The organism is Pseudomonas sp. S12(2018), assembly GCF_024355235.1.
In the GTDB taxonomy this organism is placed as follows: Bacteria; Pseudomonadota; Gammaproteobacteria; order Pseudomonadales; family Pseudomonadaceae; genus Aquipseudomonas; species Aquipseudomonas palmensis.
In genome coordinates this window covers 382,974-404,479 of sequence record NZ_QLAD01000001.1, presented here as the reverse complement: position 1 = coordinate 404,479, position 21,506 = coordinate 382,974, and the positions used below count along the sequence as shown (strand labels likewise).

Sequence of the window (21,506 nt, the reverse complement as noted above, 5' to 3'; positions counted from 1 at the left end):
CCTGCGCAGGTTTTACTCCTCGTGCGGTTCCCAGTCGCGGGTACGGTCCACCGCCTTCAGCCAGCCGGCGTACAGCTTCTCTTTCTGCGCCTCCTCCAACTGCGGGGTGAACTCGCGCTCGATGATGGCCTTGCCGCGCAGCTCGTCCAGCCCGCTCCAGAAGCCACATGCCAGGCCGGCCAGGTAGGCAGCGCCGAGCGCAGTGGTTTCGCGCATCTGCGGGCGTTCCACGCAGGTGCCGAGAATGTCGGCCTGGAACTGCATCAGGAAGTTGTTGGCCACCGCGCCACCGTCCACCCGCAGTGCGCTCAGGCGCTCGCCGCAATCCTGCTGCATGGCGTCGAGCACGTCGCGGGTCTGATAGGCGATCGACTCCAGCGCGGCGCGGATGATGTGGTCGACCTTGACCCCGCGGGTCAGGCCGAACAGGGCGCCACGCGCGTACGGGTCCCAGTACGGCGCACCCAGGCCGGTGAATGCCGGCACCAGGTACACGCCGTTGCTGTCCTTGACCTTGCTGGCGAAGTACTCGGTGTCGTGGGCGTCGTTGACGATCTTCAGCTCGTCACGCAGCCACTGCACGGTTGAACCGCCGTTGAACACCGCGCCTTCCAGGGCATAGGCCACTTCGCCGCGGGGGCCGCAGGCAATGGTGGTCAGCAGGCCATGGGACGACTGCACGGCCTTGTCGCCGGTGTTCATCAGCAGGAAGCAGCCGGTGCCATAGGTGTTCTTGGCCTGGCCCGGCTCCACGCACATCTGGCCGAACAGCGCAGCCTGCTGGTCGCCGGCGATGCCGGCAATGGCGATGCCGCTCTTGGTGTGGCCGTACACCTCTGACGACGAGCGTACCTGGGGCAGCATCTGCTTCGGGATGCCCAGCACCTGCAGCATCTTCTCGTCCCATTCCAGGGTGTGGATGTTGAACATCAGGGTGCGCGAGGCGTTGGTGTAGTCGGTGACATGCACCTTGCCGCCGGAGAACTTCCAGATCAGCCACGTATCCACGGTGCCGAACAGCAGCTCGCCGCGTTCGGCGCGCTCACGCACGCCGTCGACGTTGTCCAGGATCCACTTGAGCTTGGTGCCCGAGAAGTACGGGTCGGTGACCAGGCCGGTGGTTTCGCGAATGTAGTCCGCGTGGCCGTCACGCTTGAGCTGCTCGCAGATCTCGGTGCTGCGTCGGCACTGCCAGACGATGGCGTTGTACACCGGGCGACCGGTTTCGCGGTCCCACACCACGGTGGTCTCGCGCTGGTTGGTGATGCCGATGGCCGCCACCTGGTCGTGGCTCAGGCCCGCCTGGGCCAGTGCTTCGACCATGGTCGCGCTCTGGGTGGCGAAGATCTCCATCGGGTCGTGCTCGACCCAGCCGGCCTGGGGGTAATGCTGGGCGAACTCGCGCTGCGAGGTGCCGACCACGTTGGCGTCACGGTCGAAGATGATCGCGCGTGAACTGGTCGTGCCCTGGTCCAGGGCAATGATGTAGTGCTTGTTCGGGGTGTCGGTCATGGTGTGGGCCTTGCACTCGAAAAGGTGGAAGTCGGGGCAGGGCGAGCCTGGCTCGCCGGTTCGGCATCAGGAGGCCTGGGTCTTGCCCCGAGCGTTGTCGTCGGTCTGGGCGTTCGCGCCGTCTGCCGTGGGCAGGTTGCGCGCGATCACGCCGCGATACAGGGCGGCACCCACGCTTGCACCTATGATCGGCGCAATGATGGGAACCAGGAAATAGGGAATGTCACGTGCGCCAGTAAAGGCCACGTTGCCCCAGCCGGCCAGGAAGGTCATGAGCTTGGGGCCGAAGTCGCGCGCCGGGTTCATCGCAAAGCCGGTCAGCGGGCCCATGGCACTGCCGATCACCGCGATCAGCAGGCCGATCAGCAGTGGTGCCAGTGCGCCGCGGGGCAGGCCGTTGCTGTCGTCGGCAAGGGCCATGATCACCGCCATCAGGATGGCCGTGATCACGGCCTCCACCAGAAATGCCTGGCCGGTGGACAGCAACGGGTGCGGATAGGTGGAGAACACCGAGGCCAGCTCCAGGCTGGCGGTGCTGCCGCGCACCATGGCGTGGGTCTGTTCGTAATCGAAGAACAGGTTGCTGTACAGGGTGTACACCAGCGCCGCGCCGCAGAAGGCACCGGCCACCTGGGCGACGATGTAGAACGGCAGCTTGCGCTTTTCGAAGCCGCTGAACAGGCTCAGGGCGATGCTCACGGCCGGGTTCAGGTGCGCACCCGACACCCCGGCGGTGAAGTAGATCGCCATGCTGACCCCCACGCCCCAGATGATGCTGATTTCCCACAGGCCGAAGCTGGCGCCCGCGACCTTGAGTGCCGCGACGCAGCCGGTACCGAAAAAGATGAGCAATGCGGTGCCGAGGAATTCGGCCATGCATTGGGCAGACAGCGTTGGTTGTCGTAGAGCAGTCGTCATTCGTGACCTCGGTTCTTGTTGTTGTGAGGCGCGTGTGCGCTCGACAAAAACCCGAGCAGAATCCCCATTCTGGTCGGGTTGACGGCAGAACTGCACGGTATTGGGGCAGTTCGATATTCAGAATCGAAAAAATATAGACAAGAAACGCTGATGTCAAAGGTCGAAAGTGAACTGCCATTCATATTCTGACTGCCGGTGGCTCAGGTGGTGTCGGTGGCAACCGGGCGGGTAATGGTTGGCTCCGGCGTTTTGCCCTAAAGTAGCCAGCGACTGGAGACCGATCACCCTGCCTGGAGCCCTGCATGACCCCCGCCCTGGATTTGCTCAAGAAAGCCCGCGCCGAACACCGCATCCACAGTTATGAACACGACCCCAAGGCGGCTTCCTACGGCCTGGAAGCCGCCGAGAAGCTCAACCTGGAGCCAGCGCGGGTGTTCAAGACGCTGCTGGCCAGCACCGAGAAGGGCGAGTTGCTGGTGGCGGTGGTGCCGGTGGTGGGCAGCCTGGACCTCAAGGCCCTGGCCCATGCGGCGGGTGCAAAGAAGTGCGAAATGGCCGACCCGATGGCCGCACAGCGTTCCACCGGGTATCTGGTGGGCGGGATCAGCCCGCTGGGGCAGAAGAAGCGCCTGCGCACCTTCATCGATGCTTCGGCGCAGCAGTTCGAAACCATTCATGTCAGCGCCGGGCGGCGCGGGCTGGAGGTGGAACTGGCGGCGGCGGTGCTGGCCGAGCACACCCGGGGCAGCTTTGCGGCGATCGGCCGCGAGTAGCATCTGTATCCTCCAAATCCGGCCATTCTGTATATGGAAGCGCGAGCGCCCGGGCAGGCATGCTCGCTGCCTTCCCATGCAGGAGCCAACCCATGCAGCTTGAATTTCACCAGGTCGATGCCTTCAGTTCCCAACCCTTCAGCGGCAACCCGGCGATGGTGTATCGCCTGGAGCAATGGCTGCCCGATGAACTGATGCAAAAAATTGCGGCCGAGCACAACCTGGCCGAAACCGCATTCGTCGTGCGCGAGGCGCAGCGCTGGCGCATCCGCTGGTTCACGCCCTCCACCGAAGTGCCGCTGTGCGGGCATGCGACCCTGGCCAGCGCGCATGTGCTGTTCGAGGTGTATGGGGAAGATGCCGAGTGCCTGGCGTTCGACAGCCGTTCGGGGCCGCTGACCGTGAGCCGCGAGGCGGGGCGCCTGGTGCTGGACTTCCCGCGCTACGACCCGCAGCCGCTGGCCGAGCTGCCGCCGGTGGCGCAGGCGCTGGGGTGCCCGGTGGTCGAGGTGTGGCAGACCAATGAACTGTTCGTGGTGCTCGAAAGCGAACAGGCGGTGCGGGATTGTCGCCCTGACATGGCGGCGCTGGTGCCGTTGCCGGGGCTGGGCGTGATTGTCACGGCGCCAGGGCGCGAGCATGATTTTGTGTCGCGCTATTTTGCGCCGGGGATCGGTATCCCTGAAGACCCGGTGACCGGCTCCACGCACTGCTCGCTGATCCCTTACTGGGCGCAGCGCCTGGGCAAGGATGAGCTGCACGCGGTGCAGTGTTCCGCGCGGGGTGGGGAGCTGTTCTGCCGCCTGGAAGGGGCGCGGGTGAAGATTGGCGGGTATGCGACGCGGGTGGCGAGCGGGACGTTGTTCCTCTAGCGGCCTTTTTCGCCAGCAAGGCTGGCTCCTACAGTAGGCCAGGCAATTTCCTGTAGGAGCCAGCCTTGCTGGCGAAGCCTTATCAGAGCGCCGCGCTGTAGCGTCGCACGCCGTTCTCCGCCACCGGCAGTTGTGCCGGCACCGTGCCGGCCACCGGGAACAGCACCAGGTGGTCCGCCGCCACTTCAATGCCCACCTCGCCACCGACCTGATGGTCGATATGGCTCGGGAAGATCGCTTCGAGCTGGCTGCCGGTACCCAGTTGCAGGCGGTACAGGGTGGACGCACCGAGGAAGCTCTTGCCGACGATGCTTGCCTTCAAGGCACTGTGGGGCGCATGCACGATGTCGTCCGGGCGCAGCAGCACATCCACCGCGCTGCCCTGGGGCAGGGTGTAGGCCCGATTGCCGCGCAGCTCGCCCAGTTCGGTCTGCACCGATTCGGGGCTGGTCAGCTGGCCACGGATGAAATAGCCCTGGCCGATAAAGCTGGCCACGAACGGTGTGAACGGTTCGTGGTAGAGGTTGTACGGGGTGTCCCACTGCTCCAGGCGGCCTTCCTTGAACACGCCCACATGGTCGCTGACGGCAAAGGCCTCTTCCTGGTCATGGGTGACCAGGATCGCGCTCGTGCCGCGACTCTTGAGGATGTCACGCACCTCATGACTGAGGCGTCGGCGCAGTTCCACGTCGAGGTTGGAGAACGGCTCGTCCAGCAGCAGCAGTTGCGGCTCGGGTGCCAGGGCACGGGCCAGGGCCACACGCTGTTGCTGGCCGCCGGACAGCTCGTGCGGGTAGCGCCCGCCAAGCTTGTCCAGCTTCACCAGCTCGAGCATTTCATCGACCACCTGGCGCTGGCGCGGGTGCTTGCCGATGCCGAACGCGATGTTCTCGGCCACGGTCAGGTGCGGGAACAGCGCGTAGTCCTGAAACACCATGCCGATGCGGCGCTTCTCCGGGGCCAGGGTGAAGCCGGCCTTGGAGATGACTTCGCCCGCCAGGCTGATCTCGCCCTCGTGCACCGGCTCGAAACCGGCGATGGCGCGCAGCGTGGTGGTCTTGCCGCACCCCGAGGAACCCAGCAGGCAACCGATGTCGCCGGCGTTGAGGTGCAGGTTGAGGTTCTGGACGATGCGCTGCTCGCCATAGCCGCAGGCGAGGTCGCGCAGGTTAAGCAGTAGAGGTTGACTCATGCGTGGTGATAGGCCGGTTCGACAAGATATTCGAGAAGCGCCTTCTGTGCATGCAAGCGGTTTTCGGCCTGGTCCCAGGCGACCGAACGGGGGTCGTCGAGCAGGTCCAGGCTGATTTCCTCGCCACGGTGGGCGGGCAGGCAGTGCATGAACAGGGCATCCGCAGCCGCCAGGTCGAGCAGTTCGCGGTTGACCTGGTAAGGCGCAAACAGCGCCAGGCGCCGTGCAGTTTCCTCCTCCTGGCCCATGGAAGTCCAGACATCGGTGCTCACCAGGTGTGCACCGCGCACGGCGTCCTTGGGGTCGCGCAGGATCTGCACGCGCTCGCCGGCCTGGGCCACGAACGCCGGGTTGGGCTCATAGCCCTCGGGGCAGGCGATGCGCAGCTGGAAGTCGAACTGGATGGCCGCTTCTATATAGCTGTTGCACATGTTGTTGCCATCGCCCACCCAGGCCACGGTCTTGCCCTGGATCGAGCCGCGGTGTTCGAGGAAAGTCTGCATGTCGGCCAGCAGCTGGCACGGGTGCAGGTCGTCGGACAGGCCGTTGATCACCGGTACCCGCGAATTGGCGGCGAACTCGGTGAGCGTGCTGTGGGCAAATGTACGGATCATCACCGCGTCGAGCATGCGCGACATGACGATGGCGCAGTCACCGATCGGCTCGCCACGGCCCAGCTGGGTATCGCGTGGCGACAGGAAGATGGCCTGGCCACCGAGCTGGATCATGCCGGCTTCGAACGACAGCCGGGTACGCGTGGACGACTTTTCGAAAATCATGCCCAGCACGCGGTTTTTCAGGGGTTCGAAGAGTACGCCGCGGTTACGCAGGTCCTTCAGCTCGATCCCTCGGCGGATCACACTGACCAGTTCTTCGGCGGTGAAATCCATCAGGGAGAGAAAGTGCCTAGCGCTCATCATTGACTACCTTTTTGCAACAGACCGCAGATCATCAAAAGCCGGTTTTCGAAAACAACGGAAGTGACCTGCGGCGAAAGCCGCACGGGGCGACGAAATAGGGAAAGGCGCAATACTATAATTAAATGTCGCGTCTTACCAAGTGGGGGCTGCGAACTCGACGTTGCCGAATGTGTTGCAAGCCGTTGGGTGACGCTTTTTATTGGGCCGGACAGGCTTTGTACACTGCCCGCCGAGGCCTTTGCAACGCATGCGCGGTACAGGTGCCAGCGCGCCGCGACCATCGCCTTGCCTGATGCCGGGCGATTCACGCCACGAACGTCACTGGCGAGGGGGGCGGGGCAGGGCCATAGTCGAGGTCGCTAATCAGACCTACAACAAGAGGCGGCCATGAGCAAAAGCGTGCATCACCGTGCCTGTCATCTGTGCGAAGCCATCTGCGGCCTGACCCTGGAAGTGGCCCATGAGCCTGGGCAGGCGCCGCGCATCACGTCGATCAAGGGCGATGCGCTGGACACTTTCAGCCGTGGCCATATTTGTCCCAAGGCCGTTGCGTTGCAGGACATCCAGAACGATCCGGACCGCCTGCGTACTCCCATGCGCCGCATCGGCGAGCAATGGCAGGCCATCGGCTGGGACGAGGCGTTCGCGCTGGCCGCCCGGAAGCTCTGGGCCCTGCAGCAGCGCCATGGTCAGAACGCGGTGGCGGTGTACCAGGGCAACCCCAGCGTGCACAACTACGGCCTGATGACCCACAGCAACTATTTCCTGGGCCTGCTCAAGACGCGCAACCGCTTTTCCGCGACCTCGGTCGACCAGTTGCCGCAGCACCTGACCAGCTACCTGATGTACGGCCATGGCCTGCTGTTGCCGATTGCGGACATCGACCATACCGACTTCATGCTGATTCTGGGCGGCAACCCCTTGGCTTCCAACGGCAGCATCATGACTGTGCCCGATGTCGAAAAGCGCCTCAAGGCCCTGCAGGCACGGGGCGGCAAGCTGGTGGTGGTCGACCCGCGGCGCAGCGAGACCGCGGCCATGGCCGACCGACACCTGTTCGTGCGCCCAGGCACTGATGCGGCGCTGCTGTGCGGGCTGCTCAACACCCTGTTCGAGGAAGGCCTGAGCCGTACCACGCACCTGCCGGTGGCCGGGCTGGACGCGGTGCGCGAGGCAATCGCGCCGTTCACAGCCGAAGCCATGGGCCCGCGCTGTGGCATCGAGGCCGAGCAGATCCGCCAGTTGGCCCGTGACTTCGCCGCCGCCGACAAGGCCGTGTGCTATGGGCGCATGGGCATCTCGACCCAGGCTTTCGGCACCCTGTGCCATTGGCTGGTGCAGATGATCAACCTGGTCAGTGGCAATCTGGATCGGGTCGGCGGCGCCTTGTGCACCCAGCCGGCAGTGGACCTGGTGGCCAGTACCAGCGGCGGGCATTTCAACGCCTGGCAGAGCCGTGTGTCGGGCCTGCCCGAGTACGCAGGCGAGCTGCCGGTGGCGGCACTGGCCGAAGAGATGCTGTGCGAGGGCGAAGGGCAGGTGCGTGCACTCGTCACCGTGGCCGGCAACCCGGTGCTCTCCACGCCCAATGGACGGCAGCTGGAGCGGGCGCTGCAAGGGCTGGAGTTCATGCTCAGCATCGACCTGTACATCAACGAGACCACGCGCCATGCCGACCTGATCCTGCCGTCCACCTCGGCGCTGGAGAACGATCACTATGACACCACCTTCAACCTGCTGGCGGTGCGCAACGTCAGCCGCTTCAACCGGGCGATCCTGCCCAAGCCCGAAGGCGCGCTGCACGACTGGGAGATCTTCGTCGGCCTGGCCAAGGCCTTCGCGGCACTGGCCGACAAGCCGCTCAAACCGACCCTGACACCCGCGCAGATGATCGACCTGGGCTTGCGCGGCGGGCCCCATGGCCAGGGCAGCGTGTTCGACCTGTCGCTGCACACCCTCGAGCGCTATCCCCACGGTATCGACCTGGGGCCGTTGCAGCCCAACCTCGGTGCGCGGCTGAAAACTGCCAGCCAGTGTGTCGAGGCCGCGCCCGCGGTGATCCTGACCGACCTTCAGCGCTTCGCCGCGCAAGCTTTGCCTCACGCCACGCAACTGGTGCTGATCGGGCGTCGGCATGTGCGCAGCAACAACTCCTGGATGCACAACTACCATCGCCTGGTGAAGGGCAAGCCGCGCCACCAGTTGCTGATGCATCCCGACGACCTGGCCGGCCGGCAGTTGCAGGACGGCCAGCGAGTGCGCGTCAGCTCGCGCGTGGGCAGCATCGAGGTGGAGGTGCTCGCCAGCACCGATATGATGCCCGGCGTGGTCAGCCTGCCACACGGCTTCGGCCATGGGCGGCCAGGCATGCGCCTGGGCATCGCTCAGGCGCAAGCAGGGGCCAGTGCCAACGATCTGACCGACGAGCGTCAGCGCGACGCGGTATCGGGCAATGCGGCGCTCAACGGGGTGGTGGTAGAGGTGGTTGCGGCCTGATATCGGCAAGGCCGAGCGTCACGCTCGGCTTTCCGATACAATGCGTCACCGTGCCGACAACCAGGTCGGAAAGTTCAGCCGCGAGGTGCTTCATGGATATTATCGAAACAATCAAAGAGCAGATTGCCAACAACACCATTCTGCTTTACATGAAAGGCTCGCCGAATGCCCCGCAGTGCGGCTTTTCGGCCAAGGCGGCGCAAGCCGTGATGGGTTGTGGCGAGAAGTTCGCTTACGTGGATATCCTGCAGAACCCGGAAATCCGCGCCAACCTGCCCAAGTACGCCAACTGGCCGACCTTCCCGCAACTGTGGGTGGGCGGTGAGCTGGTCGGCGGCAGCGATATCATGGCCGAGATGTTTGCCAACGGCGAGCTGCAGACCCTGATCAAGGACGCCGCTGCCAAGGCCGAGGCGGCCAAGGCCTGAATCCGGTTCTGCACTGAAGAGCCCCGCATCTGCGGGGCTTTTTTGTGCCTGCCTGGGCCCGGTGGCCGGCAAGGCCGGTTACCCCAGGCGAAAAAAAGCCCCGCACAGGCGGGGCTTTGGTTACAGCCGGTTGGGCGTGATTACTCGCCCATCTGCGACTGCAGGTAGTTTTCCAGGCTGACCTTGTCGATCAGGCTCAACTGGGTTTCCAGCCAGTCGATATGCTCTTCCTCGGCCTCGAGGATGTCTTCGAGCAGTTCGCGGCTGCCGAAGTCGCCCACGGTCTCGCAATGCGCAATCGCCGCCTTCAGGTCGATCAGGCCTTTCTGCTCCAGGCGCAGGTCGCACTCGAGCATTTCCTTGGTGTGTTCGCCAATCAGCAGCTTGCCCAGGTCCTGGACGTTGGGAATACCTTCGAGAAACAGGATGCGCTTGATCAGTTTGTCAGCGTGTTTCATCTCGTCGATGGATTCTTTGTATTCGTGCTTGCCGAGCTTTTCCAGACCCCAGTCTTCGTACATGCGCGCATGCAGGAAGTATTGGTTGATTGCGACCAGCTCGTTTCCGAGGATCTTGTTGAGATGCTGGATGACGCTAACGTCGCCTTTCATGATGGGGTCCTGCCCTGCGTAAGTGTGTCGATAAGCACGAGTCTGAGCCCGACAACTTCCAGTGTCAAACCTAAGTTATTGAATAATAAATGAAAATTAATCGGAATAAGAATGTTTGTGTTCCGCGTTTTAAGCCTAACTACTTGAATTGCAGGCATAAAAAAACCGGACACGAGGTCCGGTTCTTCAAATTCGCTGTTTTCAGGCTGCGGTAAATTCTACCGGATAAGGCAGGGCGGCCTGGCTGACCTGCAGTTTGGTCAGGGTTTCACGTACCACTTCCTTGGCCAGGCAGGCACATTTGCCGCACTGGGTGCCCACGTTGGTGGCGGCACGGACTTCCTTGTAGCTGCAGCATCCTTCGTAAATCGCATCGCGGATCTGTCCGTCGGTAACACCAACACAAAGACACACATACATAAGGGAGACCATCGCTGGTAAAGGCTTGATGTCGGGGAGCTTAATGCTAATGAGAATGCTTGTCAAAGTACCTTGTGCAGAGGCCCGTTCCAGAGCGACCGGCGGTCAGTCTGGCAGTGGGCTGGCATTCGCTCGGCGCACGGCGTCGGTCGGTGTATGATGGGCAGTTCTTGTGTCATGCCAGCGGACCTGCGGGTCGGCTGCGCAAACCATTCAATACCATCAGGAGATATCGAATGAGCGTGCTCGTAGGCAAAAACGCCCCGGACTTCACCGTACCTGCAGTACTGGGCAACGGCGAGATCGTCGACAGCTTCAACCTGGCTTCGGCTATCAAGGGCAAGTACGGCCTGGTGTTCTTCTACCCACTGGACTTCACCTTCGTCTGCCCGTCCGAGCTGATCGCCCTGGATCACCGCATGGACGACTTCAAGGCGCGCAACGTTGAAGTGATCGCCGTTTCGATCGACTCGCACTTCACCCACAACGCCTGGCGCAACACCCCGATCAACGCCGGCGGTATTGGCCCGGTCAAATACATCATGGCTGCCGACCTCAAGCACGAAATCGCCCAGGCCTACGACGTCGAGTCCGAAGGCGGCGTGGCCTTCCGTGGCGCGTTCCTGATCGACGACAAGGGTGTTGTCCGTTCGCAGATCGTCAACGACCTGCCGCTGGGCCGCAACATGGAAGAGCTGATCCGTCTGGTCGACGCGCTGCAATTCCACGAAGAGCACGGCGAAGTCTGCCCTGCCAACTGGAAAAAAGGCGACAAGGGCATGACCGCTTCGCCAGAAGGCGTTGCTGCCTACCTGAGCGAGAATGCTGGCAAGCTGTAAGCGCCACGCATGAAAAAACCGGCCCTGGTGGCCGGTTTTTTTATGCCTGTTCGCCAGCAAGGCTGGCTCCTGCGTCGCGTAGCGTCTGCAGGCGCCGGCCGGCGAAGCGGTCAGTCGCGAAAGTCCTGCCAGCCGCCCATTTCCTTCCAGCGATTGACGATGCCGCAGAACAGCTCGGCCGTCTTCTCGGTGTCGTAGCGCGCCGAGTGTGCTTCACGCCCGTCAAAGTCAATGTCGGCGCTCTGGCAGGCCCGCGCCAGCACGGTCTGACCATAGGCCAGGCCAGCCAGGGTGGCGGTGTCGAAGCTGGAGAATGGGTGGAAGGGGTTGCGCTTCATGTCGTGGCGCGCCACGGCCGCGTTGAGGAAGCCCAGGTCGAAACTGCTGTTGTGCCCCACCAGGATCGCGCGCTTGCAGCCATTGGCCTTGAGGGCCTTGCGCACGCCGCGGAAGATGTCGGTCAGCGCCGACTCTTCGCTGACCGCCATGCGCAGCGGGTGATCGAGCTTGATGCCGGTGAAGTCCAGGGCCGCCTGTTCGATATTGGCGCCCTCGAAGGGTTCGACGCGGAAGAAATAGGTGTGCTCCGGGAACAGGAAGCCCTTTTCGTCCATGCCGATGGTGACTGCGGCTATTTCCAGCAGTGCATCGGTGGCGCAGTTGAAACCACCGGTTTCAACATCCACCACCACCGGCAGGTAGCCGCGAAAGCGCTCTGCCATCGGATGGCGCGAACCGCCGCCTTGACCTTCCTGGTCGTCTTCGTAATCGTCGCTCACACAGTCTCCTCCAGCAGGCGCCAGCGCAGTTGCTCACCGGCGCGCAGCGGGATGACAGTCTGCTCGCCGAACGGCAGGCTGCCTGGGGCGGTCCAGCTTTCGCGGACCAGGGTAATGTGGTCGGTGTTCGCCGGCAGGCCGTAGAACGCCGGGCCATGCAGGCTGGCGAAACCTTCCAGCTTGTCCAGCGCGTTGCGCTGTTCGAACGCCTCGGCGTACAGCTCGATGGCGGCGAACGCGGTGTAGCAGCCGGCACAGCCGCAGGCGGCTTCCTTGGCATGCTGGGCGTGGGGCGCCGAATCGGTGCCGAGGAAGAACTTGCTGCTGCCGCTGGTGGCTGCGTCGAGCAGAGCCACCTGGTGGGTGTTGCGCTTGAGGATCGGCAGGCAGTAGAAGTGCGGGCGAATACCGCCCACCAGCATGTGGTTGCGGTTGTACAGCAGGTGCTGGGCGGTGATGGTCGCGCCGACGTTGGCCGGGGCCTCGTTGACGAACTGCACGGCTTCGGCAGTGGTGATGTGCTCGAACACCACTTTGAGCGTGGGGAAGCGTTCGACCACACGGCGCAGATGCTCGTCGATGAACAGCTTCTCGCGATCGAACACGTCGATCTCGGGGCGCGTCACTTCGCCGTGCACCAGAAGCGGCATGCCCACCTCGGCCATGGCTTCGAGCACCGGGAAAATCTTGTCGACGCTGGTCACGCCGGAGTCCGAGTTGGTGGTCGCGCCGGCCGGGTACATCTTGGCGGCATGCACGAATCCGCTGGCCTTGGCCGCGCGAATGTCCTCGGGCTGGGTGCGGTCGGTGAGGTACAGCACCATCAGCGGTTCGAAGCGGCTGCCGGCAGGGCGGGCGGCCAGGATGCGCTGGCGATAGGCGTCGGCTTCGGCAGTGTTGCGTACCGGCGGTACCAGGTTGGGCATGATGATGGCGCGGGCAAAGGTGCGCGCCACGTCGCCGACGGTATGGGGCAATACAGCGCCATCGCGAAGATGGATGTGCCAGTCGTCGGGACGCAGGAGGGTCAGGCGGTCGGACATTGGGGATTCCAGGCGGTTCGAACTCCCGGTGAATGCTACCGGAAAAGCCCGATCCGAGCACTCGCTATCAAGTTTTGCGCAGGGCGTCCGATAGCTTGCAGGTATGCCGTAAGAAATTTGTGGAGCCGCCCGTGCGCCAGCGTTACCTAGCCCTGCTCAGTATGTTTGCCAGCCTGCCGGCCGTGGCACTCACCTTCCAGACTCGCGTGGAGAACGTCGAGTGGAAGGTCGAGGGCGATCAGTTCGAATGCCGGCTGATCCAGCCGATCGCCGATTTCGGCAGCGGCGAGTTCGTGCGCCGCGCGGGCGAGCAGGCCACCTTCCAGCTGCGCTCCACCAGCAATGTGCTGGGCGCCGGCTCCGCGACCCTGCTGGCCGCCGCCGCACCGTGGCAGCCCGGGCGTGGCGACATCAACCTGGGCGCGGTGCGCATGGCGCGCAGCGGCGTGCTGTTCAACAGCTCCCAGGGCCAGGCCAGCCGGCTCATCAATGGCCTGCTGGACGGGCGCAGCACCGTGGTGCGCAACTACACCGGCGAAGCCGGGCGCAGCATGGAAGTGCGCGTGCTGCCGGTGAAGTTCAACCGTGCCTACGGTGACTACCAGGCCTGTGCGGCCAAGCTGCTGCCGATGAACTATGACCAGGTGCGCCAGGCACGCGTGGGCTTTCCGGGCGGAGGTATCGATCTGGATGCCGATGCACGTGCCCGCCTGGACGTGATCATCGACTTCCTCAAGGCCGACCCCACGGTCAACCACATCGAGCTCGATGGCCACTCCGACAACAGCGGCAACCGCCTGACCAACCGTGACCTCTCGCGTCGCCGCGCCCTGGCGGTGCAGGACTACCTCAAGGCCCATGGCATCCCCGAAGAGCAGATCACCGTGCGCTTTCATGGCGAGCGCTATCCGCTGGCGGCCAATACCAATGCCGCCAATCGGGCACGCAACCGCCGGGTGAACATCCAGCTCGACCGCGTCACCCCGGTCGAGAAGCCCGCAGAGGTTGCCCCGCACAAGCCTGCCGAACCGGCAGCGACCCCGCCTGCGCCGGCACCCACACAGACGCCGGCCGCCCAGGCAGGCAAACCCGCCGCCTGATTCGACGGTGCGACCGCCGGTCGCGCCGACGACAATTTCTGTCGCTTTGTCGTCACAAGCTGTCGCCCCACTGTAAATTCTGCGGTAAGGCCGGTAGAATCACCGGCTTTCCGTACAACCCGTGGAGTGATGGCATGGCGGACGTAAAAAAGGTCGTACTGGCGTATTCCGGCGGCCTTGATACTTCGGTGATTCTCAAGTGGCTGCAAGATACCTACAACTGTGAAGTGGTGACGTTCACCGCCGATCTGGGGCAGGGCGAGGAGGTCGAACCGGCCCGCGCCAAGGCTCAGGCCATGGGTGTCAAAGAGATCTACATCGATGACCTGCGAGAAGAATTCGTCCGCGATTTCGTGTTCCCGATGTTCCGCGCCAACACCGTCTACGAAGGCGAGTACCTGCTGGGTACTTCCATCGCACGTCCGCTGATCGCCAAGCGTCTGATCGAGATCGCCAACGAAACCGGCGCCGACGCCATTTCCCATGGCGCCACCGGCAAGGGCAACGACCAGGTACGTTTCGAGCTGGGTGCCTACGCGCTCAAGCCAGGCGTCAAGGTCATCGCCCCATGGCGCGAGTGGGACCTGCTCTCGCGCGAGAAGCTGATGGACTACGCCGAGAAGCACGGTATCCCGATCGAGCGTCACGGCAAGAAGAAGTCGCCGTACTCGATGGACGCCAACCTGCTGCACATCTCCTACGAGGGCGGCGTGCTGGAGGATACCTGGACCGAGCACGAAGAAGACATGTGGCGCTGGACCAAGTCGCCAGAAAACGCCCCTGACGTTCCGACCTACCTGGAACTGACCTACCGCAACGGCGACGTCGTGGCGCTGGACGGCGTCGAGATGACTCCGGCCACCGTCCTGGCCACCCTGAACCGCATCGGCGGCGAGAACGGCATCGGTCGCCTGGACATCGTCGAGAACCGCTATGTGGGCATGAAGTCCCGTGGCTGCTACGAAACCCCGGGCGGCACCATCATGCTGCGCGCGCACCGTGCGATCGAGTCCATCACCCTGGACCGCGAAGTGGCTCACCTCAAGGATGAGCTGATGGCCAAGTACGCCAGCCTGATCTACACCGGCTACTGGTGGAGCCCTGAGCGTCTGATGCTGCAACAGATGATCGATGCTTCGCAGTTGAACGTGAACGGTGTGGTTCGCCTGAAGCTGTACAAGGGCAACGTGATCGTCACCGGTCGCAAGTCTGACGATTCGCTGTTCGATGCCAACATCGCCACCTTCGAAGAAGACGGCGGCGCCTACAACCAGGCCGACGCGGCGGGCTTCATCAAGCTCAACGCACTTCGCCTGCGCATTGCCGCGAACAAGGGCCGCTCACTGGTGTGAGGGGCGCTTGAACGAAAGGAACCCGGCCTGAGGCCGGGTTTTTTTATGCCTTCATTGCGGTGGCTCGGCGCCCAGGGCATGGGTGGTCAGTGTGGTCTGCGTGCCGGTTTCAAGGTTGTGGATGACCAGCGTGCCCAGCCTGGGCTGTTGCGTGATGGCCTGAGTGACAAGGTATTCGATCAGCGATGTGCTGTGTGCACCGGAAATGACGATGGTCGAGATAGCGGGTGCCATGGCGTCGCAACCCAGGGGTGGGGCTTGTGTGGTCAATTGTGCAAAGGCAGAACGGGCAGGCGGCAGGTGACTTTCACGTTGTTCTGAAGTTGGCCAGTCTTTGGGTTCATCCTGAACTTCAGGCGTGTCCTCGTTGTACTCCGGGCAATACAGCGTCTTGCTGTTGAAGTTGAGCGTCAGGAAAAACAGGATTGTCAGAAAGGGTGGAAAGCCCACCAGAAACCACGTGTAGATACCCTGGCTGTCTTCGCCAAGAAAGGGCAGTGAGGCCAACGCAGAGGCTTCGATGATACCCGCGAAAATAGCAATGATCGTCAGTGGGCTTTTCGGTTCGACGTTGCTCATGTACGTGCCTGCTGCTCGGCGTGAGCGCTGTTTCGTGGGCGCAAGGGTCAGGGTTCGCATTGTTTTTGGAACCACTATGCGGCCTGGGTACTTCGGTGTTCAGGGGGTTATGGATCGTCCTCAGGAAATACTTCGGTGCAACTTCGACGCGATAAAACGCCGTGACAGGATTGATACCCGGGTTAGTCAAATATCACGGATATTTCCTGCGTGCGGGCGAGCGTTGTCATATGGAACGTGGCGAGAGTGCGGTGTTAGTGTTTGTTCGCACTGCATGCACGCCTCGAACGACGCAATGATTGTTTCTGCTTAACGCCTGCTATCAGGAAGTTTTGTAGGAATAATCTTCTATTTAGGTAGGTCTGGTCTTGTCGTGCAACTGTCAAGGAAGCTGCAATGCACTATGCCGGTTGACTAGGCTATTGTGCGGGCTCAAAAAATCGAACAGCGAAAATTGGATTTTGCCCATGAATAAAGTGCTGATCGTGGATGATCATCCGGTCATTCGCCTGGCTGTACGCATGCTGATGGAGCGGCATGGCTATGAAGTTGTCGCAGAGACCGACAACGGAGTGGACGCGCTGCAGCTGGTCAAGAAACACCTGCCCGATATCGTGATACTGGATATCGGCATGCCCAAGCTCGATGGGCTGGAGGTCATCGCAAGGTTGACCTCCAATGACGTGAACATAAAGGTACTGGTGCTGACCTCACAGGCACCTGGGCATTTTTCGATGCGGTGCATGCAGGCGGGCGCCGCGGGTTATGTCTGCAAGCAGCAGGACCTTACCGAGCTGCTCAGCGCCATCAAGGCGGTCCTCTCCGGTTACAGCTACTTCCCCAACCAGGCCCTGCACTCGGTGCGTTCGAATCTTGGCGGTTCCAGCGAAGCGGATATGGTCGAACGTCTGTCGGGGCGGGAGATGATGGTGCTGCAGCAACTGGCACGTGGCAAGACCAACAAGGAGATTGCCGACGGCATGTTTCTGAGCAACAAGACGGTGAGTACCTACAAGACGCGCCTGTTGCTCAAGCTCAATGCGCGCTCCCTGGTGGACCTTATCGAACTGGCCCAGCGTAACGGCCTGGTGTGAACCAGACCTTGACAGGGCGACTGCCTGGCCCCTGCATGCGCTAGAGACGGCCCGCCCGCGACCTGAAGTGGGCCGTCAAAGATCGAAGTCGTAATCGGCCAACTGCTTTTGCAGGCGGCGTTCTTCCAGCATGTTGTCGATGGTGCGACGCTTGCTGAGGTTGGTCTTCGCCGTTTCGGGCGGGCTTTCCGTTTCCTGTTCGTCTGCCGTGTCCGGCTCGACGTCGATATCCAGCTCTTCGTTATCGGTGCTCATAAGTCACTCCATGCCAAGAGGGCTATTGGCGCACCTTATAGCGATATTTTCAGAGCCGGTAAAAAAGATTTTTTCAATCGTGCGCAACCGATTCAACTATTTGTTCAATCGTCGGAGGTTTTTTGCGGGTACTCGCAAAGGTCCTCGATACGGCAGCTTCCACAGCGTGGCTTGCGCGCCTGGCATACATAGCGCCCATGCAGTATCAGCCAGTGGTGCGCATCCAGCAGATAGTCCTTGGGCACAAACTTCATCAATGCCTTTTCCACCTCCAGCACCGTCTTGCCGGGGGCGATACGGGTGCGGTTGCTGACCCGGAAGATATGCGTGTCCACCGCCATGGTCGGCTGGCGAAATGCGGTGTTGAGCACCACGTTGGCCGTCTTTCTGCCCACCCCGGGCAATGCTTCGAGGGCTTCGCGGGTTTGCGGCACTTCGCCGCCGTGGCGCTCGATCAGCAGGCGACAGGTTTCGATGACGTTCTTGGCCTTGCTGTTGTACAGGCCGATGGTCTTGATGTAGCTGGACAACCCTTCAACGCCCAGGTCGTAGATGGCCTGGGGCGTGTTGGCCACCGGGTACAGGCGTGCGGTGGCCTTGTTGACCCCCACGTCGGTGGATTGCGCCGAGAGGATGACCGCGATCAGCAGTTCGAAGGGGGTGGTGTAGACCAGCTCGGTCTTCGGGTCCGGGTTGTCTTCGTGCAGCCTGCGAAAGATTTCCAGGCGTTTGGCAGCATTCATGGGCTCAGAGGCTTCCTTGACGGCTAGAGGGGGCCGGCTTGCGCCGCACCCGGTTGAAAATGGCCAGTAGCAGGCCCAGCAGGATCAGTGCGCCCGGGGTCAGTTGGGCCAGGCGCAGCCCGGCAGAGCCCAGCAGTTCGCGGCACAGGCCCAGCAGCAGGTGCACTGTACACAAGCCGATGACCACCAGCAGGCCTTGCGCGACGCCGCGATGGCGCTCGAAGCTCTGTTCCAGCAGCACGCATTGCAGTGCGATCAGCGCCGGGTAGATGCCCAGTTGCGCGTGAACCTCCAGGGCCCAGGCGCGCAGGCTCAGCTCCAGGCAGGTCACCAGCATCGCCGCCAGCAGCACGCTGACCAGCGTGGTCTGCAGCCCTTGCAGCAGCGGGCGCAAGGGCGTCATGCACAACCGGTGCAGGCACAGGCTCAACAGGCTGAACAACGCCAGCGCTGCGGCCTGGGCCAGGGTCTGGCTGGCGCCCAGCATCGGGGCCAGGCTGAGGATGAGCAGGCTGCGGCTATTCATGTTCACCGGTACCCAGCAGATAGAGGGAGTGTTCGTCGAAGTAGCGCAGGGCATCGTGCACCGCCCGGATCACAGCGCGGGAGGTCACGCTGGCGCCGGCCAGCTGGTCGAACTGGCCGGCATCGCGCTTGAGGGCCCAGGCCGGATCGGGGGTGTCCGCCAGCGTGCGGCCCTCGAACCCGCGTAGCCAGGTGTTGCCCGGTTCACTCAACTTGCCGCCAAGCCCTGGCGTTTCCTGGTGCTGCAGCACCCGGGTGGCCAGCAGGCGGCCGTGGCTGTCGATGGCGATCAGCAGGTCCAGTGGCCCCGCATAGCCCTGTACCCGGCTGTGCAGCACCACGGCGCTGGGCTGGCCGAGCAGGGTCGCGCGGTAGCCGGCCAGCAGGGTGCTATGGGCCAGGGTCGGTGCGGGCAGTGCGAGGGGGCGTTGCAGCGGCTGGTTGTCGTAGCGCTCTGCCGGCAGCACGCTCAGCAGGCTCCTGGCCTTGAGCTGCAGTTCAGCCTGGCTGATACGCGCGGCGTTCAACTGCGCCCAGCCAATGGCGCAGCCGATGGCCAGGCACGCCACAGCCGCCACCAGCAGCACTGCACGCGCCCGGGGGGTCATGCCGGCTGCCCTTGGCGCCGCGCGGCCCAGCGTTCGAGCGCCGGCACGCACAGGTTCATCAGCAGCACGGCGAACGCACTGCCGTCGGGGTAGCTACCCCAGGTACGGATCAGATAGACCAGCACGCCCACCCCGGCGCCGAACAGCAGGCGTGCGCTGGCCGCCCTGGGGCCGCTGACCGGTTCGGTGACGATGAAGAACGCGACGAACAGGCTGGAGCCGGCCAGCAGGTGAAACAGCGGCGAGCCATTGGAGTCGGAGCCCGAGCCGTTCCAGCCCAGCAGGCTCATGATGAACAGGCTGCCCAGCATGGCCACCGGGGCATGCCAGCTGAACACCTTGCGCTGCAGCAACAACAGGCCACCGGCCAGGAAGGCCAGGGCGACCCACTCGCTGCCTGCGCCGGCGAATCGGCCGAAGGCAGGGTGCTGGCCGAACAGTTCGTCGATGGTCAGGCTCTGGTTGTGGCGCACCACATCCAGCACCGTCGCCTGGGCCCAGGCGTCGGGTCGGACGGCCAAGCCGAACACCGCTTCGAGGCTGGTGCCCAGGTCCAGCGGTTGCGGCCCGGGCCACTGGGTCATCTGGGCCGGAAAGCTGACCAGGGCCACGGCATAGCCGAGCATGGCCGGGTTGAACGGATTCTTGCCAAGCCCGCCGTACACATGCTTGCCCAGGGCCAGGGCGCTTGCGCTGGCAATCACCGGCACCCACCAGGCGAGGTAGGCGGGCAGGGCGATGGCCAGCAGCGTGGCGCTGACTAGGGCGCTGCCATCGCCCAGTGCAGCACGCACCGGGCGGCGCTGGGCGCGCAGCAGCACCGCTTCGGTCGCCAGCGCCGCGGTGGTGGTCAGCAGCAGGTTGAGCAGGGTGCCCCAACCGTGCAGCCAGGTCAGTGCCAGCAAGCCGGGCAGGCACGCCAGCAGCACCAGGCGCAGGCTGGCGCGCAGGCGTTCGCCCGGGTCAGGCGCGGGCAGCATCGCTTACCGCCAGCAGTGATTCCAGGTGAGCCTGGGCCTGTTGCTGCGCTTGCTGCAGCTCAGCCAGTTGCGCTTGCTGCGCCGGGCTTGGCGAGTCGCCAAAGGCTGTGCGCGCCTTGGTCAGCTGGGCGCGACTCATGGCCGCGGCAATCTTGGCCTTTTTCAGCGCCGCATCGGCGGCTGCAGCCTTTTGCGCCTGCACCCGCGCAATCGCGGCCTTGATCGGGTCGTCGGCCGGCACCGCAGCCGCCGCGTTCGGGGCGGGCCGCTGGCTGCGCGCGATGCGTTCGGCCTGCTTGCGCGCCTCTTCGCGTTGCAGGCGCTGAGCACGCTGCTCGAAGCGGTGGCGTGCATGGCTGCGCCGGGCGGCGCGGGCGAGCTGCTGTGGCCGGGTGTGCGCCAGGCCGCCGACGATCGGCACGATAGGGCTGTCGGCAGGCAGTGGCAGCAGGTCGATGCAGTCGACCGGGCAAGGCGCCACGCACAGGTCGCAGCCGGTGCATTCGGCGCTGATGACTGTGTGCATCAGCTTGGCGGCGCCGACGATGGCGTCCACCGGGCAGGCCTGGATGCATTTGGTGCAACCGATACATTCGGCCTCGCGAATGAAGGCGACCTGGGCGGGCGCACTGCCGCGGTCGGTATCCAGGGCAATCACCGGCACCTGCAGCAGTGCTGCCAGTGCGGCAATGGTCTCGCTGCCGCCGGGTGGGCACTTGTTGATCGCCTCGCCCGCCGCCAGCCCCTGGGCGTAAGGCTGGCAGCCGGCATGACCGCACTTGCCGCATTGGGTCTGGGGCAGCAGGGCGTCGATGCGTTGAATCAGGCTCATGAGGTGAACAGTCCGTTGAAACCGAGAAAGGCCAGGGCCATGATCCCTGCGCCGATCAGCTCGATGGGCAGGCCGCGCAAGGCCACGGGGGCCGCGTCGCTGCGTTGGCGCAGGTCGTCGAACAGGCACAGCGCCAGCCAGAAGCCCAGGCCGCCGCCCAGGCTCAGGGCCAGGGTGGCGAACGGGTCGAGCGTGGCATCGCTGGCTTGCAGGGCAAGGCCCAGGACGGCGGCATTGCCCAGCAGCAAGGGTTTGAGGCCGGTGAACGGCCAGTGTGGCAGTTGGCGTTGCAACCGGTTCAGCACCGGCGCTGCCAGCAGAACGCACAGCGGCAGGAACACGAACAGGCGCAGGTACTCCAGTTGCAGCGGGCGCAACCCGTAGCGGTAAAGCAACTGCCCCGGTACGACCGCCAGCACCATCAGCACCAGCGTCGCCAACCCCAGTGCGTGCACCCGGCGACGTGACGCCGGCTCGACGGGCTGCAGCAGCGGGTCGAGCGCGAGGGCCTGGTGCAACACGAGGTTGTTGACCAGCGCAGCGCTGATAAGGGTAAGGAGCAGTTCGGTCATGGGCGCGCCACAGGCAAGAGGCTGTGCGCCATTATCCGGCAATCACGGTGCAATGAGAACGCC

The 21,506-nt window shown here is 63.7% G+C and carries 23 protein-coding genes and 1 pseudogene; 8 read left to right on the top strand and 16 right to left on the bottom strand.

Annotation, left to right across the window (positions count from 1 at the left end; all coding sequences use genetic code 11):
* Positions 1–12: 12 nt before the first annotated feature.
* Both glpK and DN388_RS01985 read right to left on the bottom strand, forming a co-directional pair.
* Complete coding sequence (glpK, locus tag DN388_RS01990) at positions 13–1,512, bottom strand: glycerol kinase GlpK (protein WP_043861984.1); 1,500 nt, start codon at positions 1,510–1,512, stop codon at positions 13–15.
* Positions 1,513–1,578: 66 nt separating this feature from the next.
* Positions 1,579–2,430 (bottom strand): MIP/aquaporin family protein, encoded by an 852-nt coding sequence (locus DN388_RS01985; RefSeq protein WP_043861983.1) that lies wholly within the window; start codon positions 2,428–2,430, stop codon positions 1,579–1,581.
* A gap of 302 nt (positions 2,431–2,732) precedes the next feature.
* Here DN388_RS01985 and ybaK point away from each other — a divergent pair, with 302 nt between their 5' ends.
* Both ybaK and DN388_RS01975 read left to right on the top strand, forming a co-directional pair.
* Positions 2,733–3,203, top strand: coding sequence for a Cys-tRNA(Pro) deacylase (gene ybaK / locus DN388_RS01980; RefSeq protein ID WP_043861982.1), 471 nt, complete (start codon positions 2,733–2,735; stop codon positions 3,201–3,203).
* 92 nt (positions 3,204–3,295) lie between these two features.
* Complete coding sequence (locus DN388_RS01975; RefSeq protein WP_058540964.1) at positions 3,296–4,075, top strand: PhzF family phenazine biosynthesis protein; 780 nt, start codon at positions 3,296–3,298, stop codon at positions 4,073–4,075.
* 82 nt (positions 4,076–4,157) lie between these two features.
* Here DN388_RS01975 and DN388_RS01970 read toward each other — a convergent pair whose 3' ends face one another.
* Positions 4,158–5,267: an ABC transporter ATP-binding protein gene (locus DN388_RS01970; RefSeq protein WP_043861980.1), complete on the bottom strand. Its 1,110-nt coding sequence runs from the start codon at positions 5,265–5,267 to the stop codon at positions 4,158–4,160.
* Positions 5,264–6,184: an ornithine carbamoyltransferase gene (gene argF, locus DN388_RS01965; RefSeq protein ID WP_254996562.1), complete on the bottom strand. Its 921-nt coding sequence runs from the start codon at positions 6,182–6,184 to the stop codon at positions 5,264–5,266. The genes DN388_RS01970 and argF overlap by 4 nt, the downstream gene beginning before the upstream one ends.
* Positions 6,185–6,574: 390 nt before the next feature.
* On the opposite strand from argF, the gene DN388_RS01960 reads away from it, so the two are divergent.
* Both DN388_RS01960 and grxD read left to right on the top strand, forming a co-directional pair.
* The gene (locus DN388_RS01960; protein WP_254996561.1) at positions 6,575–8,683 is read left to right on the top strand and encodes a molybdopterin oxidoreductase family protein; all 2,109 of its coding nucleotides are present in this window, start codon (positions 6,575–6,577) and stop codon (positions 8,681–8,683) included.
* Between the two features lie 92 nt (positions 8,684–8,775).
* Positions 8,776–9,111, top strand: coding sequence for a Grx4 family monothiol glutaredoxin (gene grxD, locus DN388_RS01955; protein WP_038999109.1), 336 nt, complete (start codon positions 8,776–8,778; stop codon positions 9,109–9,111).
* A 140-nt stretch (positions 9,112–9,251) separates the two neighbouring features.
* Here grxD and bfr read toward each other — a convergent pair whose 3' ends face one another.
* Both bfr and DN388_RS01945 read right to left on the bottom strand, forming a co-directional pair.
* A complete protein-coding gene (gene bfr, locus DN388_RS01950) occupies positions 9,252–9,722 on the bottom strand; it encodes a bacterioferritin (protein ID WP_043861977.1) in 471 nt (156 codons plus the stop codon).
* Positions 9,723–9,923: 201 nt separating this feature from the next.
* Positions 9,924–10,142: a bacterioferritin-associated ferredoxin gene (locus DN388_RS01945; RefSeq protein WP_043861976.1), complete on the bottom strand. Its 219-nt coding sequence runs from the start codon at positions 10,140–10,142 to the stop codon at positions 9,924–9,926.
* A 236-nt stretch (positions 10,143–10,378) separates the two neighbouring features.
* On the opposite strand from DN388_RS01945, the gene DN388_RS01940 reads away from it, so the two are divergent.
* Positions 10,379–10,981 carry a peroxiredoxin gene (locus tag DN388_RS01940; protein ID WP_043861975.1) on the top strand — a complete coding sequence of 201 codons (603 nt, stop codon included), beginning with the start codon at positions 10,379–10,381 and terminating at the stop codon, positions 10,979–10,981.
* A 110-nt stretch (positions 10,982–11,091) separates the two neighbouring features.
* Here DN388_RS01940 and rnt read toward each other — a convergent pair whose 3' ends face one another.
* On the bottom strand, positions 11,092–11,703 hold the full coding sequence (rnt, locus tag DN388_RS01935; protein ID WP_173925077.1) for a ribonuclease T: 612 nt from the start codon (positions 11,701–11,703) through the stop codon (positions 11,092–11,094).
* 53 nt (positions 11,704–11,756) lie between these two features.
* The gene (gene pyrC, locus DN388_RS01930) at positions 11,757–12,803 is read right to left on the bottom strand and encodes a dihydroorotase (RefSeq protein ID WP_043861973.1); all 1,047 of its coding nucleotides are present in this window, start codon (positions 12,801–12,803) and stop codon (positions 11,757–11,759) included.
* Between the two features lie 131 nt (positions 12,804–12,934).
* On the opposite strand from pyrC, the gene DN388_RS01925 reads away from it, so the two are divergent.
* Positions 12,935–13,903, top strand: coding sequence for an OmpA family protein (locus DN388_RS01925; RefSeq protein ID WP_043861972.1), 969 nt, complete (start codon positions 12,935–12,937; stop codon positions 13,901–13,903).
* Between the two features lie 134 nt (positions 13,904–14,037).
* Positions 14,038–15,255, top strand: coding sequence for an argininosuccinate synthase (locus tag DN388_RS01920; protein ID WP_043861971.1), 1,218 nt, complete (start codon positions 14,038–14,040; stop codon positions 15,253–15,255).
* Positions 15,256–15,306: 51 nt separating this feature from the next.
* On the opposite strand, the gene DN388_RS01915 is transcribed toward DN388_RS01920, so the two are convergent.
* A complete protein-coding gene (locus DN388_RS01915; RefSeq protein ID WP_043861970.1) occupies positions 15,307–15,834 on the bottom strand; it encodes a hypothetical protein in 528 nt (175 codons plus the stop codon).
* Positions 15,835–16,301: 467 nt separating this feature from the next.
* On the opposite strand from DN388_RS01915, the gene DN388_RS01910 reads away from it, so the two are divergent.
* Complete coding sequence (locus tag DN388_RS01910) at positions 16,302–16,928, top strand: response regulator transcription factor (RefSeq protein WP_043861969.1); 627 nt, start codon at positions 16,302–16,304, stop codon at positions 16,926–16,928.
* Between the two features lie 75 nt (positions 16,929–17,003).
* Here DN388_RS01910 and DN388_RS01905 read toward each other — a convergent pair whose 3' ends face one another.
* From DN388_RS01905 to DN388_RS01875, 7 genes and pseudogenes are all read right to left on the bottom strand, one after another.
* Positions 17,004–17,183, bottom strand: a complete 180-nt coding sequence (locus DN388_RS01905; protein ID WP_043861968.1) for a PA3496 family putative envelope integrity protein — start codon at positions 17,181–17,183, stop codon at positions 17,004–17,006.
* Between the two features lie 104 nt (positions 17,184–17,287).
* Positions 17,288–17,926, bottom strand: a complete 639-nt coding sequence (gene nth / locus DN388_RS01900) for an endonuclease III (RefSeq protein ID WP_254996560.1) — start codon at positions 17,924–17,926, stop codon at positions 17,288–17,290.
* Between the two features lie 4 nt (positions 17,927–17,930).
* Positions 17,931–18,452 (bottom strand): Rnf-Nqr domain containing protein, encoded by a 522-nt coding sequence (locus tag DN388_RS01895; protein WP_063612003.1) that lies wholly within the window; start codon positions 18,450–18,452, stop codon positions 17,931–17,933.
* Positions 18,445–19,059: an RnfABCDGE type electron transport complex subunit G gene (locus tag DN388_RS01890; RefSeq protein ID WP_058540966.1), complete on the bottom strand. Its 615-nt coding sequence runs from the start codon at positions 19,057–19,059 to the stop codon at positions 18,445–18,447. The genes DN388_RS01895 and DN388_RS01890 overlap by 8 nt, the downstream gene beginning before the upstream one ends.
* On the bottom strand, positions 19,056–20,039 hold the full coding sequence (locus tag DN388_RS01885) for an RnfABCDGE type electron transport complex subunit D (protein ID WP_043861964.1): 984 nt from the start codon (positions 20,037–20,039) through the stop codon (positions 19,056–19,058). Before DN388_RS01885 ends, DN388_RS01890 begins: the two co-directional genes overlap by 4 nt.
* A 16-nt stretch (positions 20,040–20,055) precedes the next feature.
* Positions 20,056–20,871, bottom strand: a pseudogene (locus DN388_RS01880) (RnfABCDGE type electron transport complex subunit B); the annotation flags it as partial.
* The gene (locus DN388_RS01875) at positions 20,868–21,443 is read right to left on the bottom strand and encodes an Rnf-Nqr domain containing protein (protein WP_043861962.1); all 576 of its coding nucleotides are present in this window, start codon (positions 21,441–21,443) and stop codon (positions 20,868–20,870) included. The pseudogene DN388_RS01880 and the gene DN388_RS01875, both read right to left, overlap by 4 nt.
* Positions 21,444–21,506 lie beyond the last annotated feature (63 nt).

What these genes read in the sequence shown, in the direction of transcription:
- DN388_RS01945 (WP_043861976.1), bottom strand. Translation starts at nt 10,142, where the DNA reads ATGTATGTGTGTCTTTGTGTTGGTGTTACCGACGGACAGATCCGCGAT.
- ybaK (WP_043861982.1), top strand. Translation starts at nt 2,733, where the DNA reads ATGACCCCCGCCCTGGATTTGCTCAAGAAAGCCCGCGCCGAACACCGC.
- DN388_RS01975 (WP_058540964.1), top strand. Translation starts at nt 3,296, where the DNA reads ATGCAGCTTGAATTTCACCAGGTCGATGCCTTCAGTTCCCAACCCTTC.
- DN388_RS01890 (WP_058540966.1), bottom strand. Translation starts at nt 19,059, where the DNA reads ATGACCCCCCGGGCGCGTGCAGTGCTGCTGGTGGCGGCTGTGGCGTGC.
- DN388_RS01910 (WP_043861969.1), top strand. Translation starts at nt 16,302, where the DNA reads ATGAATAAAGTGCTGATCGTGGATGATCATCCGGTCATTCGCCTGGCT.
- DN388_RS01875 (WP_043861962.1), bottom strand. Translation starts at nt 21,443, where the DNA reads ATGACCGAACTGCTCCTTACCCTTATCAGCGCTGCGCTGGTCAACAAC.
- argF (WP_254996562.1), bottom strand. Translation starts at nt 6,184, where the DNA reads ATGAGCGCTAGGCACTTTCTCTCCCTGATGGATTTCACCGCCGAAGAA.
- DN388_RS01915 (WP_043861970.1), bottom strand. Translation starts at nt 15,834, where the DNA reads ATGAGCAACGTCGAACCGAAAAGCCCACTGACGATCATTGCTATTTTC.
- DN388_RS01895 (WP_063612003.1), bottom strand. Translation starts at nt 18,452, where the DNA reads ATGAATAGCCGCAGCCTGCTCATCCTCAGCCTGGCCCCGATGCTGGGC.
- rnt (WP_173925077.1), bottom strand. Translation starts at nt 11,703, where the DNA reads ATGGCAGAGCGCTTTCGCGGCTACCTGCCGGTGGTGGTGGATGTTGAA.
- DN388_RS01905 (WP_043861968.1), bottom strand. Translation starts at nt 17,183, where the DNA reads ATGAGCACCGATAACGAAGAGCTGGATATCGACGTCGAGCCGGACACG.
- DN388_RS01960 (WP_254996561.1), top strand. Translation starts at nt 6,575, where the DNA reads ATGAGCAAAAGCGTGCATCACCGTGCCTGTCATCTGTGCGAAGCCATC.
- DN388_RS01970 (WP_043861980.1), bottom strand. Translation starts at nt 5,267, where the DNA reads ATGAGTCAACCTCTACTGCTTAACCTGCGCGACCTCGCCTGCGGCTAT.
- nth (WP_254996560.1), bottom strand. Translation starts at nt 17,926, where the DNA reads ATGAATGCTGCCAAACGCCTGGAAATCTTTCGCAGGCTGCACGAAGAC.
- DN388_RS01940 (WP_043861975.1), top strand. Translation starts at nt 10,379, where the DNA reads ATGAGCGTGCTCGTAGGCAAAAACGCCCCGGACTTCACCGTACCTGCA.
- DN388_RS01985 (WP_043861983.1), bottom strand. Translation starts at nt 2,430, where the DNA reads ATGACGACTGCTCTACGACAACCAACGCTGTCTGCCCAATGCATGGCC.
- bfr (WP_043861977.1), bottom strand. Translation starts at nt 9,722, where the DNA reads ATGAAAGGCGACGTTAGCGTCATCCAGCATCTCAACAAGATCCTCGGA.
- DN388_RS01885 (WP_043861964.1), bottom strand. Translation starts at nt 20,039, where the DNA reads ATGCTGCCCGCGCCTGACCCGGGCGAACGCCTGCGCGCCAGCCTGCGC.
- DN388_RS01920 (WP_043861971.1), top strand. Translation starts at nt 14,038, where the DNA reads ATGGCGGACGTAAAAAAGGTCGTACTGGCGTATTCCGGCGGCCTTGAT.
- grxD (WP_038999109.1), top strand. Translation starts at nt 8,776, where the DNA reads ATGGATATTATCGAAACAATCAAAGAGCAGATTGCCAACAACACCATT.
- glpK (WP_043861984.1), bottom strand. Translation starts at nt 1,512, where the DNA reads ATGACCGACACCCCGAACAAGCACTACATCATTGCCCTGGACCAGGGC.
- pyrC (WP_043861973.1), bottom strand. Translation starts at nt 12,803, where the DNA reads ATGTCCGACCGCCTGACCCTCCTGCGTCCCGACGACTGGCACATCCAT.